We start from the raw sequence: 16,872 nt of genomic DNA on the forward strand, positions 1-16,872 counted from the left end.
CATCCACGCTTCACTGTCGCCGCAGTGCGCACGTATCGTCCTGAGGTATGGACATCCCACTTTCCAGTCCCCTGTGCGCAATTGAAGAGTTGCCGGAAATCCGCCGCGGTGGATTCACGGAACGGGACCCTGAATCAGCGCACACAACGGATGAGTGGGTGAGCTTTCCCTCGGTGTTCGGGGATCTGCCGCCGGATTCCGGCGCGGGTCTCCTTCCGAACTCCGTCCGGCCGGTGTGCGCATGACGAACGTGCGCGGAACGGACACCGGCGCGGCGGCGCCCGCGCGGACGGCCGGTGAACCGGCCGTCCCGCTGGTCGCACGGCCCGGCATTGACAACATCGGGCTGGTGCGGACGGACGTGGCGGCGGGCACGCCCGTACGGGCAGCGCGGGGTGTGGTCCCCGCCGCCGACGACATCCCCGCGGGCCACAAGGTGGCCGTCTCCCCCATCGCCGCGGGCGCCGAGGTCCGCAAGTACGGGGAGGTCATCGGTGTCGCCGCCCGCGACATCCGGCCCGGCGAACACGTACACGTCCACAATCTCGGCCTCGGCGACGCCACCGCCCGCGCCGGGGCGCCGCGGCCCGCTCCCCCGGCCTGGCGGCCCCCGGCCGAGGCCACCCGCGACCACTTCCTCGGCTACCGGCGCGCCGACGGCCGTGCCGCCACCCGCAATTACCTGGCCGTGCTCCCGACGGTGAACTGCTCGGCGACGGTGGCCCGGATGATCGCCCAGGCCGCCAACGACCGCCACGCCGGGGCGCCGGGCCTGGACGGCGTCATCGCCCTGACCCACGACCTCGGCTGCGGCATGGCCGAGGGCACCGAGGGCGACGACCTGCTGCGGCGCACCCTGCGCGGCTACGCGCGCCATGTGAACATCGCCGGTGTGCTGACGGTCAGTCTCGGCTGCGAGGTGAACCAGCCGGAGAACGTCTTCGGCGACGATCCGGCCGTGCGCACGCTCACCATCCAGGCGCTCGGCGGCACCGCGGCGACCGTGAACGCCGCGCTCGACCGCGTCGCCGAGATGGTCGGCGGCCTGGCGACGCTGTCCCGCGAGCCGGTCGGCCTGCACGAACTCACCCTCGGACTCCAGTGCGGCGGCAGCGACGCCTATTCGGGGCTGACGGCCAATCCGACGCTGGGCGTCGCCGCCGATCTGCTGGCCGCCGCGGGCGGGCGGGTCGTCCTGGGCGAGACCCCGGAGATCTACGGCGCCGAGCACCTGCTGCGCGACCGCGCCGCCACGCCCGCGATCGCCGAACGCCTCGACGAGTTGATCGCGTGGTGGCAGCGGTACGTCACCCGGCACGGCGCCGCGCTGGACAACAATCCCTCCAAGGGCAACAAGGCCGGGGGCATCACCACCATCTGGGAGAAGTCGCTCGGTGCGGTACTCAAGAGCGGGAGCAGCCCGCTCAACGGAGTCGTCGGCTACGCGGAGCCGGTCACGGCGCCCGGTCTGACGTTCATGGACACGCCCGGATACGACCCCGTGTCGGCCACCGGCATGGTCGCGGGCGGCGCGAACCTGCTGGCCTTCACCACCGGTCGCGGCTCGCTGTTCGGCTCACGGCCCGTGCCCTGTCTGAAGATCAGCACCACCAGTCGGCTCTACCAGCACATGAGCGGCGACATGGACTTCGACGCCGGCCCGGCGATGTCCCGCGACGAGCACGTGCGGTACGGCACCCGGCTCTTCGAGACGCTGGTGGACATGGCCTCCGGCGCGCCGAGCAAGTCCGAGGCGCTCGGCTTCGGGGCCGAGGAGATCGTGCCGTGGCGCATGGGGGCCGTGCTGTAGGAGCCGGACCCCGGCGGCGGGTCAACGGTCGCTGTCCGCCAGGCGGTTCATGATCTCGGCCGCCTTCAGCAGCGTCCTGCGCTCGTCGGCCCGGAGCAGATCGCGTACCGCCGCCTCCAGCCAGGCTTCCCGGACGGCGGGGATGGTCTCGACCAGCGCCCGGCCCTCGGCCGTCGCGTGCAGGAGCGTCTTGCGGCCGTCGGCGGGGTCCTTGCCCGAGGTGATCAGCCCGCCGTCGCGCAGCGCCGCGAGCGTCTCGGCCATCGACTGCCGCCGTACGTGTTCGGCCGCGGCCAGATCGCTCGCCGTGGTGGGGCCCTCGTCCACGATGCGCCCGAGCGTGGTGATCTGCGACCAGGTCCACCGCATGTCGTCCGTCGCCGACTCGGCCCGCAGCCGGGCCCGGAGCCGGGTCATGGCCTTCATCAGCTCAGCGGCCGTTCCGGCCTGCGGTCTCGGTTCGCTGTCCACCGCCCAAGACTATCCGGCGCGCGGCCCACCTGCCCGTTCTCCCCGTGGGTCCGCCGCCGTCCCCCGCGGCCTCCGAGGGTGACGGCGGGTCAGATCAGCGGCAGCAGGGCCCTGCCGCCCGCGGCGCCCGCTTCCGGCGCGGTGGCCGTGCGGTCCGCGGGGACGCGCTCCAGGACTCCGCCCGCGAAGACGTCGTAGAGCGGCAGCGACTCCAGGTGGACATAGCCGATGTGGCAGTCGCAGACGGCCAGCGGGCAGGGGCGGGGGGCCAGGGCGGCCCGGTAGGAGCCGTCGTAGAGATTGCCCAGTTCGGCGCGGACGAAGTGGCAGCGGCGGACCGTGCCGTCGCCGTCCACCGACAGGACGGACTCGCCGGTGCGGCAGGGCAGGCCGGCCGAGCGGTGCGGGTGGCGGCTGTAGGGGAAGAGCGGGTCGAGGGCCGTCCAGGCGTCGGCTTCCGCGTCGGTGTAGGTGTGGCCCTCGGCGGCGTTCACCCACAGGTAGACGTGGCCGGGCAGCGCGGCGCGCAGCCGAGCGGCGTCCGCGAGGTGTTCCGGCAGCCCGACGACGCCGACGCTGAACCGGACGCCGCGGTCGGCCACTTCGCGGGTCTTGCGCAGGAAGCGGTCGTACGGGGTCTGGCCGGGGTGGTAGGTGCACCACAGGGCGAGGGTGCCGGGGTCGGCGTCCGCGAGCCAGTCGGTGCGGCAGCTCAGATTCGTCTGGATGGCGACCCGGTCGATGTGCGGCTCGTGCGACAGTTCGGCCAGGGTGTTCCGGTACCAGGAGCGGACCAGGCCCTCGCCCCACGGGGTGAACAGCACGGACAGCCGGTCGCCCCGCTGCTCTCGCGCCCAGTGCGCGAAGCGGGCGAGCGCGGCGCGGTCGGCGCGCAGTTGCGCGGGGCTGTCGCGGCGCTTGGCGAAGGGGCAGTACGGGCAGTCGTAGTCGCAGGAGGCGAGCGGGCCGCGGTAGAGCAGTGTCAGATCCATGGCGGCGTCCTCACTTCAGCTCGTACGCGGCCATCGCCGCCCGGACCCGGGGTGAGAACAGTTCGGGGCCGAGCGCGTCGGAGTGGGCGAGTCCCTCGGGGGACAGCCGTATGCGGCCGGTCGCGGGGGCCTCGTCGTCGAGCCAGCCTCGGGCCGCGAAGCGGTCGATCTCGGCGGCGAAGTCGGCGTGGGCGTCGGTGCCGAAGCGGTCGCGGTAGTCGGCCAGGGGCATGCCGTCGGCTTGCAGCAGCGACTGGAGCAGGTGCCTGCGGCGGGCCTCGTCGGCGTCGACCCGGCGGCCGTGGGCGGCGCGGGTGAAGTCGTCGGTGGTGGTGTACTCGTCGATGATCGCGCGGATCTCGCGCATGTCGACGGCGTAGTCGAAGGAGTAGTGCAGCGTGGAGGTGTAGGAGCGGGCGCCGCAGCCGAGGCCGATCATGCCGTCGGTCTGGCAGGCGTGGTCGTCGGGCCCTTGGGGCGCGGCGTCGGCCCGGCGGAACATCCGCATGGAGACCTGCTCGTAGCCGTGCGTCAGGAGGTGGTCGCGGCCCTGTCGGTACAGCCGCAGCCGCTGCTCGTCCCAGGCCGGGTCGCTGACGGCGGTGCGGCTCTCCAGGCCGGTCTTCGGCCGTACGTACAGCGGGTAGAGGTACAGCTCCTCCGGCCGCCAGCGCAGCGCGGCCTCCAGCGAGGTGCGCCAACTGGCCGGGGTCTGGCCGTCGATGCCGTAGATGAGGTCGATGTTGAGGACCGGGATACCGGCGTCGCGGACGCGGGCGAGCGCGGCTTCGACGTCGGCGCGGCGCTGGGGCCGTACGGCGGCTTTCGCCTCGTCGTCCACGAAGCTCTGGACACCGAGGCTGAGCCGGGTGGCGCCGCGGTCGGCGAGGACGGCGAGCCGGTCGGCGGTGGCGGTCGCGGGCGACGCCTCGACGGAGAGCGGGATCGCGCGCAGGTCGGCGCCCATCCGGCGCTCGGCGATGTCGCAGAGCCGTTCCAGTTCGGCGGCCGTCAGGAAGGTGGGGGTGCCGCCGCCGAAGGCCGCGGTGGCGAACCGTAGCGGCTCGCTGTCGCCGAGCGCGTCCCGGACGGCGGTGGCCTGCCGGTCGAGCGCGTCGAGATAGCGGGTGGTCAGCTCGCCGGGCGCGCCGATGCGGGTGAAGAGGTTGCAGAATCCGCAGCGGACCTCGCAGAACGGGATGTGCAGATAGAGCGAGAGCGCGTCCTTGGGCTCCGCCTGCCACAGGCCGCTCAGCGCGGGCCGGTCGGGCAGCGGGCGGTAGGCGGTCTTGTGCGGATACGCGTAGACGTAGCTCTGGTAGGGACTGTCGGCGGGGGGCGCGGGCTGGTCAGGGGACGGCGCGTCGGCGGGCGTGGCCGTGGAGACCGGTGTGGTCGTGCCGGTCGGTGTAGTCGTGCTGGTCGGTGTGGTCGTGCTTGTCGGTGTGGTCGTGCTTGTCGGTGTGGTCGTGGTGATCGGCGCGTTCATGAGGACGGCTCCAGGAAGAAGTGGGCGTAGGGCACCGTCCAGACCGCCTCGTGGCCGAGGCGGTGACCTGTGTAGCCGTCGTCTCCGTAGGTGGTGCCGTGGTCGGAGCAGACGATGGCGAAGCAGCGGCGGCGGGCCGCCATGGCGTGGAAGAGACGTCCGATGTGCCGGTCGATGTACTCCAGCGCCGCCGCGTGCGTGGCGCGGGTGTCACCGGCCTCGCGGGTGGCGCCCGGTGTGTGGAACCAGTTGGGCTGGTGCAGCGCGGACGCGTTGAGGAAGAGGAACAGCCGCTGGTCGGCGGGCAGTTCGGCGACGACCTGCTCCGCGCGCGCGACCTGCGCCTCGAAGGAGGTGGGCGAGGCGACGCCGAACTCCGGCTCCCAGTAACTCTCCTGGAACAGTCCCGGCAGGACGTCGCCCAGCGCGCCGCGCTTGTTGAAGAAGCCGACGCCGCCGATGCAGACGGTGCGGTATCCGGCCGCCGCGAGCCCGGACACCAGGTCGGGCGTGTCGAAGACGTACGTGCCCGCCTCGGTGGTCTCGCTCCCGGCGAAGCGCGCGGCGAACAGCCGGGGGTGCGGTCCGGGCGCCGCCGGGGTCGGCAGGAATCCGGCGAAGATCGCCTGGTGCGAGGCGTAGGTGAAGCTGCCGGGCGCGTGCCGCTCCTCCCAGCGCCCGCCCGGCAGATGGCGGGCCAGGTGCGGAATGCGGCCGGCCGCGGCCAACTCGGCCGCGACGTCGTGGCGGAGCGTGTCGAGGGTGATCAGGAGGAGGTCGTCGCGGCCCACGACCTCGTTCATGTCCGGGCCTCCGCCGTCCAGGAGGGCGGGCGCGGACGCGTCAGAGGGTCGCATGTCGGGTCCTCGGCGCTTGGTGGTGCGACGGTTCGTGGCCTGCTGGTACGTGCCGCGCCGCGCGGCGCCGGTTCGGGCGGGGCTTGTTCGTGCGGCGCCGGTACGGGCGCGGCGGATTCATCGGCGGCCGGTTCGTACGCGCTCCGTTCGTACGCAGCCGGTTCGTACGCGCTCCGTTCGTACGCGACCGGTTCGTACGCGCTCCGTTCGTACGCGACCGGTGCGTACGGCGGTCGGACTCCGGTCGGCGACGCGGCGCGGGCGCGTACGGCGGCGATCTGGGCGGCGTAGGTGTCCAGGCCCTCCGCTCCGCTGCCCGGCAGTCCGGTGAGCCTCGGCAGCAGGTCGCCGAAGGCGTTGACCTCGCCGACCGCGAAGCGCCGCCAGCCGATCGCGGGGAGCAGGTCGACGCCGACGCACAGCGTGCCGGGGAAGCAGGCGGCGGCCCGCTCGCAGATCTCCAGCGCCTGCTCCCACCGGACGCCCGCGGCCTCGATCGCGGCGCCGAGGTCGCCGCGCGCGCCGCCCAGGTGGAGGTTGGTGAGCGGCGAGCGGCTGGTGCGCACCACGGCGTGCGTGGCGCGGCCGTCGACGACCACGATCCGCAGGTCGGCGACGCGCCCGTGCAGCGACGCCTTGGGCAGCCAGCGCTCGATGTGCAGGCCGTCCGGTACGAGCGCGTCGACCAGCGCGGCGATCTCGGTCTCGCGGGTGATACGGCGCACCCGCAGCGAATTGTGCAGACGTCCGTCCGCCGACTCGACGGACGTGGTGGCCTGGACGCGCCCGCCGCCCGCCGTCTCCACGGCGAGCACCCCGGAGGCCGACGATCCGTGCGCGAGTTTGACGAAGGCGCGCGGCATGGCGTGCTCGCGCATCAGCGCCCGTACGTCGGCCCAGCCGCGCACCGCGGGGGCGGCGCGACCCGAGGTGGGCGAGGCGGGCACGGGCACCCCGGCCTCGGCCAGCCTCCGGTGGCAGCGCCGCTTGTCGAACAGCACCGCCAGTTCGTCCGGGTCGTCCAGCCGCCTGCCGCCGTCCAGGGTGCGGACGGCGGCGGTGAATCGGGCGTACCAGCGGGCGCTGCCCTCCACCCGCGTGGGGTCGTCCATGTCCCGCAGCGCGCGGTCCACTTCGGCGTCCTCACCGGGCGAGTCGAGCCGTACGACCTCGTCCGCCGCGAAGGTCGCGCCGCCCTCGCGCAGGACGTCGCGCCAGGGCACGACGCGGGGCGCGGGCAGCCCGGCCTCGGTCGCGGCGCGCGCGAAGAGACCGACCCGCCGGTTCTCCGGGTTGCCGACGACCGCGAAGCGCGGTTCGTCTCTCACGTCACCTTCCCCCTCTCCCCTGGTCGCCCACGTGCCCGGCGCTGATGGACGGTCACCGGTCACCGGTCCGCCGCCCGACGGTGGTCATCGGCCGGTCGGCGACCGGCTGGACGGCTGACGGAACGACCGGCTACTCGCCGACGGCGACGAAACGCCACACGGTCTCGTCGTCGTCATCGACCTCCTCGTCGGCGTCGTCGCGGTCCAGTTCGACGTGGACGCCCGACGGTTCGAGGGCTTCCCGCAGGCGCCGGGCGACCGGCGAGGTGAGGTAGTTGTGGTGCAGGTCGAGGGTCTTGAGGTGGGTGAGGGGCTGGCCCGCGAGCAGCGCCGTGGCGCCCTCGTCGGTCAGCACGCCCATCGACAGGTCGAGGGTCTCCAGCCGGGCCACGACGGGCGCGGAGGCGAGGGCCGCGGCGATCTCGTCCTGCATCTCGCTGTTGCGCAGGGCCAGCGAGCGGAGCTTGGGCAGCAGCGCGCCGGTGAGGAACGGCGCCAGGTCGGTGATCTCGCTGTCCCCGCCGTACTCGGAGGTGCCGAGCCACAGGTCGAGGTGTTCCAGCGCGGGCAGGTCGCTGGCGGCGATGCCGCGGACGGCCTGCGCGGGCATGCCGCCGGTCTCGACGGTGAGCGAGCGCAGCCGGGCGTGCGTCACGGCGGGGAAGGCCAGGTCCTGTCCGCCGCGTACCCCGAACGACTCCAGTTCGGGGAAGCCGTCGAGCAGCGGGGTGACATCGCCCTGGTTGATCCAGGAGATCTCGCACTCCTCGCCCACGATGTCGCCGAGGAACAGGGCCCGCAGCGCGGGCAGTCGGTCCTTCACGGACAAGATGGCCGCGATCAGCGGTTCCGGTCCGCTCTCGTAGGCTTCGCTCCAGGAACCGACGATCAGTGCGCGCACCCGCGTGATGTCGACGGCCTGGGTGAATCGGGCGAAGGCGTCCTCCCACTTCTCCTCGCTGTCGTAGGAGTCGACGCCGATCCGCCAGGCGGCGGCGTCCGCTTCCGGCAGGTCGGTGCCCTTGTCGTCGGGTCCGGGGAAGTCGAAGGCGGGCAGGCCGTGCAGCTCCCGCATGTGGTTCCCGATGGTCATGTCCGCCTGCTCCTGACGTTCGACATTCGACGGCCGTACGAATTCGGCCGCGGCGATCACCGGCCGATGTGTGAGCAAGTTCTACCAAGCCGCACTGACAACGGCTGCGGCCGGGCCGACTCTGAGCCGTTGTCAGACCCCGCGCCTACGGTCGGTGTCGACGCGGTGCACGGAGCGCCGCGCGGAGGGAGAGCGATGTACCGGCAGGGTGATGTGCTCATCGCGCCGACCGAGGAGTCGGCGCTGCCGCCGCACATGGACGACGCGCCGCAGGAGCCGCGGGACGCGCGGGGCCGGCTCGTCCTCGCGCTGGGCGAGGTGACAGGTCACGCGCACGCCGTCATGGGACCGGGACGGCTCTTCAGCCCGCCGGCCCCGTTCGCGCCGATGTTGCTGCATCTGCCGGACGGCGGACGGGTCGTGCACGAGGAGCACGCGGCGATATCGCTGCCCAAGGGCTGGTACCGCGTGGTGCGGCAGCGGGAGTACGTACCGGGCTCGGTCCGCGTGGTCGCCGACTGAGCGTCCCGCGGTGGCGCCCGGGGTCCGGGCGCGCGGGCACGGCAGGACAGCACGTCGAGGGCAGGGAGCAGAACTCATGGGAGGGGACGGCATGTCGACCGTCGAGCAGTGGAGGCAGGCCGCCGTGGCCACCGGATCCGCGGACCGCGCGGCGGCCGAGGCGGGGGTGCGGCTGGCGTACCGGCGCGCGGGTCTCGCGGAGCCGGAGCGCGTCCGTTGGGCCGGATCGCCGCGCGCGGCCGTGGCGATGCTGCGCGCGGAGGCCGCGCTTCAGGGGACGCGCGGCAAGGGTCACAGCGTGCGGGACGAGGTGCGCGGACGGCCGTGGGCCGCGGAGCGGGCCCGGCTGCACGCGGCGCTCGGCCCCGCGGGCTGGAGCGAGCGGTGGAACGCGACCGGGGCGCGGCTGTGGGAGGGGACGCAGGCGCTGGCGGGCCGGATCAGGGCCGGTGTGGTCGAGGAGTTGGCGCGGGGGCGGAAGGAGGAGCCGGAGATCCGGCTGCTGCTGCTCGACGCGGTCCTCGGTCAGCACGAGGCGGCCTGGCTGTGCGCGTTCGACACGCAGGAGGGCTCCCCGCTGGACGGGCTGGCGGCGGTCGCCCGCTCGGCGGGCTGGTGGTGGCCGTACGAGCGGGTCGCGATCGTCTGCGAGCGCCCCGCCGAGCTGCACCGCGACGAGGCGGGCCGCCTCGACCGGGCCGACGGTCCCGCGCTCGCCTTCCCCGACGGCTTCGCGCTGCACGCCTGGCGCGGCATGCCGGTCCCCGCCGAGTTCCTGCGTGAGCTGAGCACCCTCACGCCGGAGCGGATACGCGGCGAGGAGAACGCGGAGCTGCGCCGCGTCATGCTGGAGCACTACGGCTACGACCGCTATCTGACCGAGTCGGGCGCGGTCCCCGTGCACCGGGACGAGACCGGCATCCTCTGGCGGATCGCGCTGACCGGGGACGAGGACGTGACGATGGTCGAGGTCGTCAACTCCACGCCGGAGCCGGACGGCACGAGCCGGACGTACTGGCTGCGGGTGCCGCCCGGCACCAGCACGGCGAAGGAGGGCGTGGCCTGGACGTTCGGCCTGACCGCCGACGCCTACGAGCCGCTGCGCCAGACCTGACGGGCGGACAGGCCCTAGGCGCGTTCGACGATGCGGGAGAGCTCGGCGTCCAGGGCGGATCGGACGGTCCGGGTGTCGAGCGGGGCGCGCTCCCGGGCGAAGGAGACGAAGCGGCGCACGGGGGCGGCGTCCAGCTCGACGCGGGCGTCCTGGCCGGGACGGCCGAGGCGAATCAGCAGCCGGGAGCCGGTTCCGGCCGAGGGCGTGACCCGGACGTCGCCGAGGCCGACGGCTCCGGTCAGGCCCCGGGCCAGCAGGTCCCAGGCGAAGATCCAGGTGGCGGTCTCGGGGCCGCCGAGGCCGAAGGTCATCCGCACCGCGAGGCAGTCCTGCGGGTCGTAGGCCATCCACGCCGGAATCCGCAGCCGGTGGCCGCTGGGTAGCGGCATCGACGCCGTCACCGTGTGGCAGCAGGAGTCGGGCATCGAGTCTCTTTTCGCCGAACGACGGGACGCGGCCGGTGGCGGTACTACCGGACAGGTCCTCGACCTCTGAGGCTCCGTGTGCCCCCGCCCGCGGATCACATGCCGCTCACATACCGGCCGCCGGTACGCCGCCCGGCGGATTTCCCGGCGGGGCATGGCCACCACGGGCGCGGGCACCCGCATTCCATGGAGGATGCGGAGATGGCTGATCATCACGATGTGCGCCGGATCGCGTTGACCCTGCCGGAGGCGGTGGCGGCGGACGACGGGATGTCCGTATCGGTGCCGAACGGCGGCAGGCACAAGAAATTCGCCTGGGTGTGGCTGGAGCGGACCGACCCGAAGCAGGCCCGCGTCCCGCGGACCGACGTGGTGGCCGTCCGGGTCGCGGGCCAGGAGGAGAAGGAGGCGCTCCTCGCCTCAGACCCGGCGAAGTTCTTCACCGAGCCGCATTACAACGGATTCCCCGCCGTGCTCGTACGGCTCAAGGCCGTCGCCGAGGACGAGCTGCGGGCGCTGCTCGTCGGCGCCTGGCGTTGCCAGGCGCCGCGAGCCCTCGTGCGGGAATCCGGTCTCTGAGACGGGTCTCCGAGACCGGCGGGGCGGGTCGCCCGCGCCGATCACTTGCGCCGGTCGGTGTGCCGGTAGCCGAAGGGGCCCGGCAGGTCCGCGGAGGTCGTCCGCCGTCCCGTGGTCGACCAGGTGCGGTGCGCGCCGCCCCTGCGTCCGAGCGTGAGGGACAGCGACTTCCGGTTCACGTTGATACGTACGCCGGGAAATATGTGGAACGACTTACGGAACGTCAGCGGCATGATGTCCTCCGGTGGTTGGCCTGTCGGCTCGTCTGCCCAGCTGACACCGCCTCACCCCGACGACTCCTGAACCGTCGCCGTCCGCCCGCGTTCCGACCGTTCGATACCGCCGAGGCCCCGGGCCGAGGGGTTCGGCAGAGGCGTTCGGCAGAGCCGTCCGGCGCAGTCGGGCCGCGGGCTCACTCGGGGAGCGGTGTTCGCTGCCGTCCGGACGAGTGACTTGCGGGCGCGGCAGCCACCGGGCCGACGACGGGTGGCGAACTCTGAGTGCGGACACCGGTAAGGCGGATGATCACACTCCGCATGCCGGTGGGCTCAGTGCAGACCACCAGCACCAAAGGAGTACCCATGAAGCTCATGCGCAACGGCGCTGTCCTGGCCGCGCTCGTCGGCGGGATCGTGCTTGCCGGTGGCGGCGTCGCCGCCGCTGACGCCGACGCCACCGGCGCGGCCATCGGCTCGCCCGGCGTCCTGTCGGGCAACCTGATCCAGGTCCCGATCGACGTGCCGATCAACGCCTGCGGCAACTCGATCAACCTGATCGGCGCGCTGAACCCCGCATTCGGCAACACCTGTTACAACGGCGGCGGTCACCACGAGAGCGCCGGCTGGGACGGCGCGAACCACGACGGCATGGGCCACTGGGGCCACGAGGGTCACGTCTGGCACCCCGAGGCCAAGGACGACTGCAAGTAGTCGGACCGCTTCCTGAGCACCCCGTCCCGGTCGCCGCCCGCAAGGGCCGGCGGCCGGGACGCTCCATGCCGGGACGCTCCATGCCGGGACGCTCCATGCCGGAACACCGCATACCAGAACGCTTCACGCCGGGAGGCCGCGGGCCCGAAGCCCTCGGACCCGGCCGCGCGAAGCACCCCTTTGGGCCCAACTCCCCCTCGCCCGGGGCCGAATGCGTGTTCGCGTCCTTCAAGGGCAGACGACCCCCGAGAACGCACGTGGGTGGCCACGTACGACAAGAAGGGACGTCATGGAGATCTCCGGCATCATCAGCGCCATCATCATCGGCATTATCATTGGCGTGCTCGGTCGGCTCGTGGTCCCCGGCCGTCAGCACATCGGCGTCATCTGGACCATCCTGATCGGCATCGTGGCGGCCATCATCGGAGCCGCCATCGCCCACGGTCTCAACGTCGACGACACCAGCGGAGTCGACTGGATCGAGTGGCTCATCCAGATCGGTCTGGCCGCTGTCGGTATCGCCGCTCTCGACAGGTCGAGCCCGCGCCGTCGGTGATCCATGAGTCCTGGTCCCGGCCACACCCGGCATCCGGATGATATGAACGCAGGCGCCTTTCCTCGAGGAGTTCCGCATGGAACCCGACCCCGGGAAGGGCGCCTTCCGTCTGCCCGATCGCGCCGCCGACGGTCACCCGCACCCACGACACCGCCCCGGCGCCCTCCCCCTCCAACGCCCGACCTTCATCGGCCGACCTTCATCGGCCGACCGCCTCAACCACCACGACCGCAGGGAGCAGCATGTTCGGATCGACCGCCCGTCGGCTACGGCGTTGCGCACGTGACGTGTTCGGCTGGCCGAGCCTGCGCCCGCCGCAACTGGAGGCGATGAAGGCGGTGATGCGGCACCAGGACGTCATGGTCGTGATGCCGACCGGTGCCGGGAAGTCGGCGGTCTACCAGGTGCCGGGCGTCCTGCTGAAGGGGCCGACGGTCGTGGTGTCCCCGCTGATCGCCCTCCAGCGCGACCAGGTCGAGGGGCTGCTCAAGCGCGAAGGACCGGGCGCGGCATCGGTCAATTCCACGCACCGCGACGCGGAGAACGCGCAGACCTGGGACCGGGTGGAGAGCGGCGACCTGGACTTCATCTTCCTCGCGCCCGAGCAACTGGCCAGGGAGGACGTCATCCTGCGGCTGAAGCAGGCCCGTCCCGCGCTGTTCGTGGTGGACGAGGCGCACTGCGTCTCCTCCTGGGGCCACGACTTCCGCCCTGATTACCTGCGGTTGGGCGCCGTACGCGAACGGATCGGCCGCCCGCCGGTCCTGGCACTCACCGCGAGCGCGGCGGCGCCGGTCCGCGCGGAGATCCTTCAACTGCTGGGCATGCGCGGCGCCCAGGAGGTCATCGCCGGGTTCGACCGGCCCAACATCCATCTGGCGGTCGGCTACTTCCAGGAGGAGAAGGCCAAGCGGCGCGCGGTCCTCGACCGCGTCGGCGCCGAGACCGGCTCCGGCATCGTCTATACGGCGACCCGGCGCGATTCCGAGTCATACGCCGAGGAGTTGCGGGAGGCGGGGGTGTCCGCCGCCGCGTACCACGCAGGGTTGCGCGCCGCGGAGCGGTCGTCCGTCCAGGACCGTTTCCAGCACGGGGAGTTGGCGGTCGTCGTGGCCACCTCGGCGTTCGGCATGGGCATAGACAAGCCCGATGTGCGGTTCGTGGTGCACGCCTCGGTGCCGGGATCGCTCGACGCGTACTACCAGGAGATCGGCCGCGCGGGCCGCGACGGGGAACCGGCGCGGGCGTACATCGCCTACCGGCCGCAGGACTTGGGGCTGCGGCGGTTCTTCTCCTCCGGCCGCCCGGACGCCGACGCCCTCACCCTGGTCGCGGACCAGCTCGCCGAGCGGTCGGCCGAGCGGACGACGGGCAAGGCGGCCGGGAAGAAGGCGGCCGAGGAGCCCGCCGCGGTCTCCGTGACGGCGTTGCGCGGCGACACCGGACTGACGGCGACCCGGTTGACGGGTGTCCTCAATCTGCTGGGGCAGGCGGGCGCGGTCCGTACGGCGGCGGACGGGAAGGTGTCGCTGACGCCGGAGTGCGCGACGGCCGCGGCGCGGAAGGCCGCTGTGGAGCGGGCGCTGGAAACCGCCGACAGTCACCGGCAGTTGGAGCAGTCCCGCGTGGACATGATGCGCGGCTTCGCGGAGACCGACGGCTGTCGGCGGGCCTTCCTGCTGGGTTACTTCGGCGAGGCGCTCCCCGGAGGCTGCGGCAACTGCGACACGTGCGGTTCGACGTCCGGACCCGGCGCCCCGGCCCCCGAAAGGGACCGCCACGCGGGTGTCCTGCGCGGTACGGGCTCGCGGGGCGACTCCCGACAGGACGCGGAGTCCGGTTCCGGCGGCCGGGAGTCAGCCGCGGCAGCCGCGCGGGGCGGGAGCCGGGCACGTATCTGGCGCCGCGACCGCGGACGGCCGGACGCCGGGGCCGCGGCCGCTTCGCACGGCCGGTACGCGCCCGGCGTCCGGGTCCTGCACGACAAATGGGGTCAGGGCGAGGTGATGGGCGTCGCGGACGACACGGTCACCGTGCTCTTCGAATCCGCCGGATACCGGACCCTGTCGCTGTCCGTCGTCCGGGAGCGGGATCTGCTGACGCCGGTCAAGGGGCGCGGTGCGTGACATGCGGCTCCGCGGTGCCCGCCGACGCGCGGGCCACCGCGGCCTGCTGCCGAGACCTCCGACGTTTCAGGGTGCGGCGTTCCTCCTCGCTGGTGCCGCCCCACACGCCGAGGCTTTCGCCCATGTCGAGGGCGTAGCTCAGGCAGGTCTCCCTGACCGGGCAGTCCGCGCAGACCCGTTGGGCCTTCTGCACCTGGAGTTTGGCCGGTCCGGCGTTGCCCACGGGGAAGAAGAGTTCGGGGTCCTCGGTGCGGCATGCGGCCTGGTGTTGCCAGCTCACGGAGACACCGCCTTTCGTCGGGTGCGGAGTGTCGGGCCCACGTACCGGGCCCATGGGTACTCGCCTGCCCAGGTGGTCGGCGCTCAACGTGAGGAGTTTGTGAGGGCGGCGGCGCCCGAAGCCTTACGGACATCCGACAACCCGATGACCCGATTCGCTCTCGGACGCCTCCCGTCGGGCGTGGCGGCGTCACGCACGGCCGGATCGGGGGTAGGCGGTGACAGTGAGGCCGGGAGGTTCCCGACCGACCGGAGGCCGTGAGGTCTCCGCCGGACCGGAAACCGTCAGGTCTCCACTCGGCCTCGCCCCGTATCCATGTCCGTCCGTACGCCGAAGGAGCCGCCGCCATGGCCAGAAGCGACCGCAAGCCGAGCAGGGCGCCCGTGCCGCTGCGCACCGGCCGCTCCGCGTGGGGCCTGTACCGCGAGACGCGCCGCCCGGGCGAACCGGGCCTGTTCCGGCGGCTGGTGGCGACGCCGCGTCTGGTCAGCGCGGTGCTGCACCGCCGCTATCCGGGCCTGTCGCGCGCCAAGCTGCTGGCCTTCACGGTCCTGGCGGCGATCTACGTGGTCTCGCCGCTGGACGCGATCCCGGACGTCATCCCGGTTCTCGGGTGGACGGACGACTCGGCGGTGGTGCTGTGGTTCATGACCGGTCTGGTCCGCGAGTCGGGGCGCTTCGTGAGCTGGGAGTCCGACGGTCCGCGCGGCGGCGCGCTGCCCCCGAGGGGTTCGGCGGTGTGACCACCGGCCGGGCCGAGGGATACGGCGTACGCGGTACGCGCCCCTGACCCGGCCGGTCGAAACCGCTGCCGGAGGTTTCTCGCCGGACGCGTCATCCGTCGGATGCGCGTCCCGTTCGAGGCGTCTCCTACTGAATGCCGGCGTCCTTGCACGCCTGGGCGAATTCGGCGGTGCAGATCTGGGCGGTGGTGTAGAGACCGTCCTTGATGACCGTGTCCTTGATGTTCTCCTTGGTCACCGATATGGCGTCCAGCAGCTTCGCCGGGACGTCCTGTCCGGAACCGCTCTTGGCGGTGCCGTCGGCCACGGACTTGACGTCCTTGCCGTTCAGCAGGTCGATCGCGATCTGCGCGGTGGCGTCCGCCTCCGGCTTGTACGCCTTGTAGACGGTGCTGGTCTGAGTGCCCGCCAGAATCCGCTGGATCGCGGTGAGTTCGGCGTCCTGACCGGTGAGCGGCGGGTTGATGCCCGCACCCTTGAGGGCGGTGGCGATACCGCCCGCCATGGCGTCGTTGGCGGAGTAGACACCGGCGATGGCGGCTTTGCCGAGCTGGGTGATCGCCGCGGTGACCTTCTGGTTGGCGACGGTGTCCTTCCACAGACCCGACTGCTCGTAGGCGATGTTCACCTTGCCGTCGAGGATCTTGTGCGCGCCTTCCTTGAAGGCAGCGGCGTTCGGGTCGGCCGGGTCGCCGTCGATCATCACGATCTTCGAGGTGGGAACGGCCTTGGGACCCATGGCGTCCAGCAGCGCCTGCCCCTGCAACTCGCCGACCTTCTCGTTGTCGTAGGAGACGTAGGCGGACACCGGACCCTGCGCGAGGCGGTCGTACGCGACGACCTTGATGCCCTTGTCGACCGCGGCCTGCACCGAGGACTGGATGCCGACCGAGTCCTGCGCGTCCAGGATGAGCACCTTGACGCCCTTGGCGATCATGCTGCTGACCTGCTGCGCCTGCTTCGCCGGGTCGGCCGAGGCGTTGTCGTAGCTGACCTTGCAGTCCGAACACAGTTCCTTGATCTTGGCCTCGATCAGGGGACGGTCGAATTTGGCGTACCGGGTGGTCGTGGTGTCCGGGAGCAGCAGGCCGATCGTCTTGTCCTTGCCGCCGCCTGACGACTTGTCATGGGTTTTGCCGCAGGCGGCCAAGGTGGTGAGCGCGAGCGAAACAGCGGCGGTTCCGACGATGAGCCGTCGCGTCATTGCCTTCATGCGCGGTTTGCCCCTCCCTGACTGGGCCGCAACACCGCGACCCGGGTGCAGGCGAGTCAACTCTCGTGACGCTCCGTACGTCAAGAAGTAAACATCGGATCGATTCATTGAATCGATATTGGGCTCTCCTGTCATCGCCTCATGAGGCAACGCCTACAACATGTGAATCCGAAGCCGGGCGTTCGGGGCAATGCGCTTTCACGGGTCGGATATGTGTCATACCGCTCACGACAGGACCGGGCGCACGGCCGGAGGGCGGCACCCCCCCCCAGGGGGGGGCCCCCCCCCGCCCCGCCCCCCGGGGGCCCGGGGGGACCCCCCCCCCGCCCCCCCGTCGCCCGACGA

Annotated in this window: 17 protein-coding genes and 1 pseudogene; 8 read left to right on the top strand and 10 right to left on the bottom strand. The window is 72.3% G+C overall.

Translation table 11 applies throughout. The features are described from left to right. The first annotated feature begins 241 nt into the window (after positions 1-241). Positions 242-1,810 (top strand): UxaA family hydrolase, encoded by a 1,569-nt coding sequence (locus ACFY9V_RS17610; RefSeq protein ID WP_391161831.1) that lies wholly within the window; start codon positions 242-244, stop codon positions 1,808-1,810. A gap of 21 nt (positions 1,811-1,831) precedes the next feature. Here ACFY9V_RS17610 and ACFY9V_RS17615 read toward each other — a convergent pair whose 3' ends face one another. The 6 genes and pseudogenes from ACFY9V_RS17615 to ACFY9V_RS17640 all read right to left on the bottom strand — a co-directional run bounded on the left by ACFY9V_RS17615 (position 1,832) and on the right by ACFY9V_RS17640 (position 8,040). Continuing rightward, positions 1,832-2,281, bottom strand: coding sequence for a MarR family transcriptional regulator (locus ACFY9V_RS17615; protein WP_391161832.1), 450 nt, complete (start codon positions 2,279-2,281; stop codon positions 1,832-1,834). Between the two features lie 89 nt (positions 2,282-2,370). Further along, positions 2,371-3,273, bottom strand: coding sequence for an STM4011 family radical SAM protein (locus tag ACFY9V_RS17620; protein WP_391161833.1), 903 nt, complete (start codon positions 3,271-3,273; stop codon positions 2,371-2,373). Positions 3,274-3,283: 10 nt separating this feature from the next. Next, positions 3,284-4,762, bottom strand: a complete 1,479-nt coding sequence (locus ACFY9V_RS17625; protein WP_391161834.1) for an STM4012 family radical SAM protein — start codon at positions 4,760-4,762, stop codon at positions 3,284-3,286. Continuing rightward, the gene (locus ACFY9V_RS17630; RefSeq protein ID WP_391161835.1) at positions 4,759-5,565 is read right to left on the bottom strand and encodes an STM4013/SEN3800 family hydrolase; all 807 of its coding nucleotides are present in this window, start codon (positions 5,563-5,565) and stop codon (positions 4,759-4,761) included. The genes ACFY9V_RS17625 and ACFY9V_RS17630 overlap by 4 nt, the downstream gene beginning before the upstream one ends. Positions 5,566-5,843: 278 nt before the next feature. After that, positions 5,844-6,947 (bottom strand): annotated as a pseudogene (locus ACFY9V_RS17635) (STM4014 family protein); the annotation flags it as partial. 130 nt (positions 6,948-7,077) lie between these two features. Next, complete coding sequence (locus ACFY9V_RS17640) at positions 7,078-8,040, bottom strand: STM4015 family protein (protein WP_391161836.1); 963 nt, start codon at positions 8,038-8,040, stop codon at positions 7,078-7,080. 195 nt (positions 8,041-8,235) lie between these two features. Here ACFY9V_RS17640 and ACFY9V_RS17645 point away from each other — a divergent pair, with 195 nt between their 5' ends. Together ACFY9V_RS17645 and ACFY9V_RS17650 are read left to right on the top strand one after the other, a co-directional pair. Continuing rightward, positions 8,236-8,562, top strand: a complete 327-nt coding sequence (locus ACFY9V_RS17645; RefSeq protein WP_188280697.1) for a hypothetical protein — start codon at positions 8,236-8,238, stop codon at positions 8,560-8,562. A 91-nt stretch (positions 8,563-8,653) separates the two neighbouring features. After that, positions 8,654-9,676, top strand: coding sequence for a DUF6745 domain-containing protein (locus ACFY9V_RS17650; RefSeq protein WP_391162208.1), 1,023 nt, complete (start codon positions 8,654-8,656; stop codon positions 9,674-9,676). Between the two features lie 14 nt (positions 9,677-9,690). Here the strand turns inward: ACFY9V_RS17650 and ACFY9V_RS17655 are convergent, their stop codons facing one another. Beyond that, entirely contained in the window at positions 9,691-10,101 is a 411-nt protein-coding gene (locus ACFY9V_RS17655; protein ID WP_391161837.1) for an SsgA family sporulation/cell division regulator, read from the bottom strand. A 201-nt stretch (positions 10,102-10,302) separates the two neighbouring features. On the opposite strand from ACFY9V_RS17655, the gene ACFY9V_RS17660 reads away from it, so the two are divergent. After that, a complete protein-coding gene (locus tag ACFY9V_RS17660; protein WP_391161838.1) occupies positions 10,303-10,680 on the top strand; it encodes an MmcQ/YjbR family DNA-binding protein in 378 nt (125 codons plus the stop codon). 41 nt (positions 10,681-10,721) lie between these two features. On the opposite strand, the gene ACFY9V_RS17665 is transcribed toward ACFY9V_RS17660, so the two are convergent. After that, positions 10,722-10,913, bottom strand: coding sequence for a DUF4236 domain-containing protein (locus ACFY9V_RS17665; RefSeq protein ID WP_188283018.1), 192 nt, complete (start codon positions 10,911-10,913; stop codon positions 10,722-10,724). Between the two features lie 348 nt (positions 10,914-11,261). Between ACFY9V_RS17665 and ACFY9V_RS17670 the strand changes: the two genes are divergently transcribed. The 3 genes from ACFY9V_RS17670 to ACFY9V_RS17680 all read left to right on the top strand — a co-directional run bounded on the left by ACFY9V_RS17670 (position 11,262) and on the right by ACFY9V_RS17680 (position 14,291). Continuing rightward, positions 11,262-11,609 carry a chaplin family protein gene (locus ACFY9V_RS17670; protein WP_391049870.1) on the top strand — a complete coding sequence of 116 codons (348 nt, stop codon included), beginning with the start codon at positions 11,262-11,264 and terminating at the stop codon, positions 11,607-11,609. A 289-nt stretch (positions 11,610-11,898) separates the two neighbouring features. After that, complete coding sequence (locus ACFY9V_RS17675) at positions 11,899-12,165, top strand: GlsB/YeaQ/YmgE family stress response membrane protein (RefSeq protein WP_355348999.1); 267 nt, start codon at positions 11,899-11,901, stop codon at positions 12,163-12,165. Positions 12,166-12,407: 242 nt separating this feature from the next. Beyond that, on the top strand, positions 12,408-14,291 hold the full coding sequence (locus ACFY9V_RS17680) for a RecQ family ATP-dependent DNA helicase (RefSeq protein ID WP_391161839.1): 1,884 nt from the start codon (positions 12,408-12,410) through the stop codon (positions 14,289-14,291). On the opposite strand, the gene ACFY9V_RS17685 is transcribed toward ACFY9V_RS17680, so the two are convergent. Further along, positions 14,272-14,571 (bottom strand): WhiB family transcriptional regulator, encoded by a 300-nt coding sequence (locus ACFY9V_RS17685; protein ID WP_355348993.1) that lies wholly within the window; start codon positions 14,569-14,571, stop codon positions 14,272-14,274. The genes ACFY9V_RS17680 and ACFY9V_RS17685 overlap by 20 nt on opposite strands. A gap of 347 nt (positions 14,572-14,918) precedes the next feature. Between ACFY9V_RS17685 and ACFY9V_RS17690 the strand changes: the two genes are divergently transcribed. Further along, positions 14,919-15,314, top strand: a complete 396-nt coding sequence (locus ACFY9V_RS17690) for a DUF1232 domain-containing protein (RefSeq protein WP_391161840.1) — start codon at positions 14,919-14,921, stop codon at positions 15,312-15,314. A 127-nt stretch (positions 15,315-15,441) separates the two neighbouring features. Here ACFY9V_RS17690 and ACFY9V_RS17695 read toward each other — a convergent pair whose 3' ends face one another. Next, the gene (locus ACFY9V_RS17695; protein ID WP_391161841.1) at positions 15,442-16,527 is read right to left on the bottom strand and encodes a substrate-binding domain-containing protein; all 1,086 of its coding nucleotides are present in this window, start codon (positions 16,525-16,527) and stop codon (positions 15,442-15,444) included. Between the last annotated feature and the right edge of the window lie 345 nt (positions 16,528-16,872).

This window comes from Streptomyces sp. NPDC008317 (genome assembly GCF_042955955.1).
Classification (GTDB): Bacteria; Actinomycetota; Actinomycetes; order Streptomycetales; family Streptomycetaceae; genus Actinacidiphila.

What these genes read in the sequence shown, in the direction of transcription:
- ACFY9V_RS17620 (WP_391161833.1), bottom strand. Translation starts at nt 3,273, where the DNA reads ATGGATCTGACACTGCTCTACCGCGGCCCGCTCGCCTCCTGCGACTAC.
- ACFY9V_RS17630 (WP_391161835.1), bottom strand. Translation starts at nt 5,565, where the DNA reads ATGAACGAGGTCGTGGGCCGCGACGACCTCCTCCTGATCACCCTCGAC.
- ACFY9V_RS17610 (WP_391161831.1), top strand. Translation starts at nt 242, where the DNA reads ATGACGAACGTGCGCGGAACGGACACCGGCGCGGCGGCGCCCGCGCGG.
- ACFY9V_RS17675 (WP_355348999.1), top strand. Translation starts at nt 11,899, where the DNA reads ATGGAGATCTCCGGCATCATCAGCGCCATCATCATCGGCATTATCATT.
- ACFY9V_RS17645 (WP_188280697.1), top strand. Translation starts at nt 8,236, where the DNA reads ATGTACCGGCAGGGTGATGTGCTCATCGCGCCGACCGAGGAGTCGGCG.
- ACFY9V_RS17665 (WP_188283018.1), bottom strand. Translation starts at nt 10,913, where the DNA reads ATGCCGCTGACGTTCCGTAAGTCGTTCCACATATTTCCCGGCGTACGT.
- ACFY9V_RS17670 (WP_391049870.1), top strand. Translation starts at nt 11,262, where the DNA reads ATGAAGCTCATGCGCAACGGCGCTGTCCTGGCCGCGCTCGTCGGCGGG.
- ACFY9V_RS17650 (WP_391162208.1), top strand. Translation starts at nt 8,654, where the DNA reads ATGTCGACCGTCGAGCAGTGGAGGCAGGCCGCCGTGGCCACCGGATCC.
- ACFY9V_RS17640 (WP_391161836.1), bottom strand. Translation starts at nt 8,040, where the DNA reads ATGACCATCGGGAACCACATGCGGGAGCTGCACGGCCTGCCCGCCTTC.
- ACFY9V_RS17695 (WP_391161841.1), bottom strand. Translation starts at nt 16,527, where the DNA reads ATGAAGGCAATGACGCGACGGCTCATCGTCGGAACCGCCGCTGTTTCG.
- ACFY9V_RS17655 (WP_391161837.1), bottom strand. Translation starts at nt 10,101, where the DNA reads ATGCCCGACTCCTGCTGCCACACGGTGACGGCGTCGATGCCGCTACCC.
- ACFY9V_RS17690 (WP_391161840.1), top strand. Translation starts at nt 14,919, where the DNA reads ATGGCCAGAAGCGACCGCAAGCCGAGCAGGGCGCCCGTGCCGCTGCGC.
- ACFY9V_RS17625 (WP_391161834.1), bottom strand. Translation starts at nt 4,762, where the DNA reads ATGAACGCGCCGATCACCACGACCACACCGACAAGCACGACCACACCG.
- ACFY9V_RS17680 (WP_391161839.1), top strand. Translation starts at nt 12,408, where the DNA reads ATGTTCGGATCGACCGCCCGTCGGCTACGGCGTTGCGCACGTGACGTG.
- ACFY9V_RS17660 (WP_391161838.1), top strand. Translation starts at nt 10,303, where the DNA reads ATGGCTGATCATCACGATGTGCGCCGGATCGCGTTGACCCTGCCGGAG.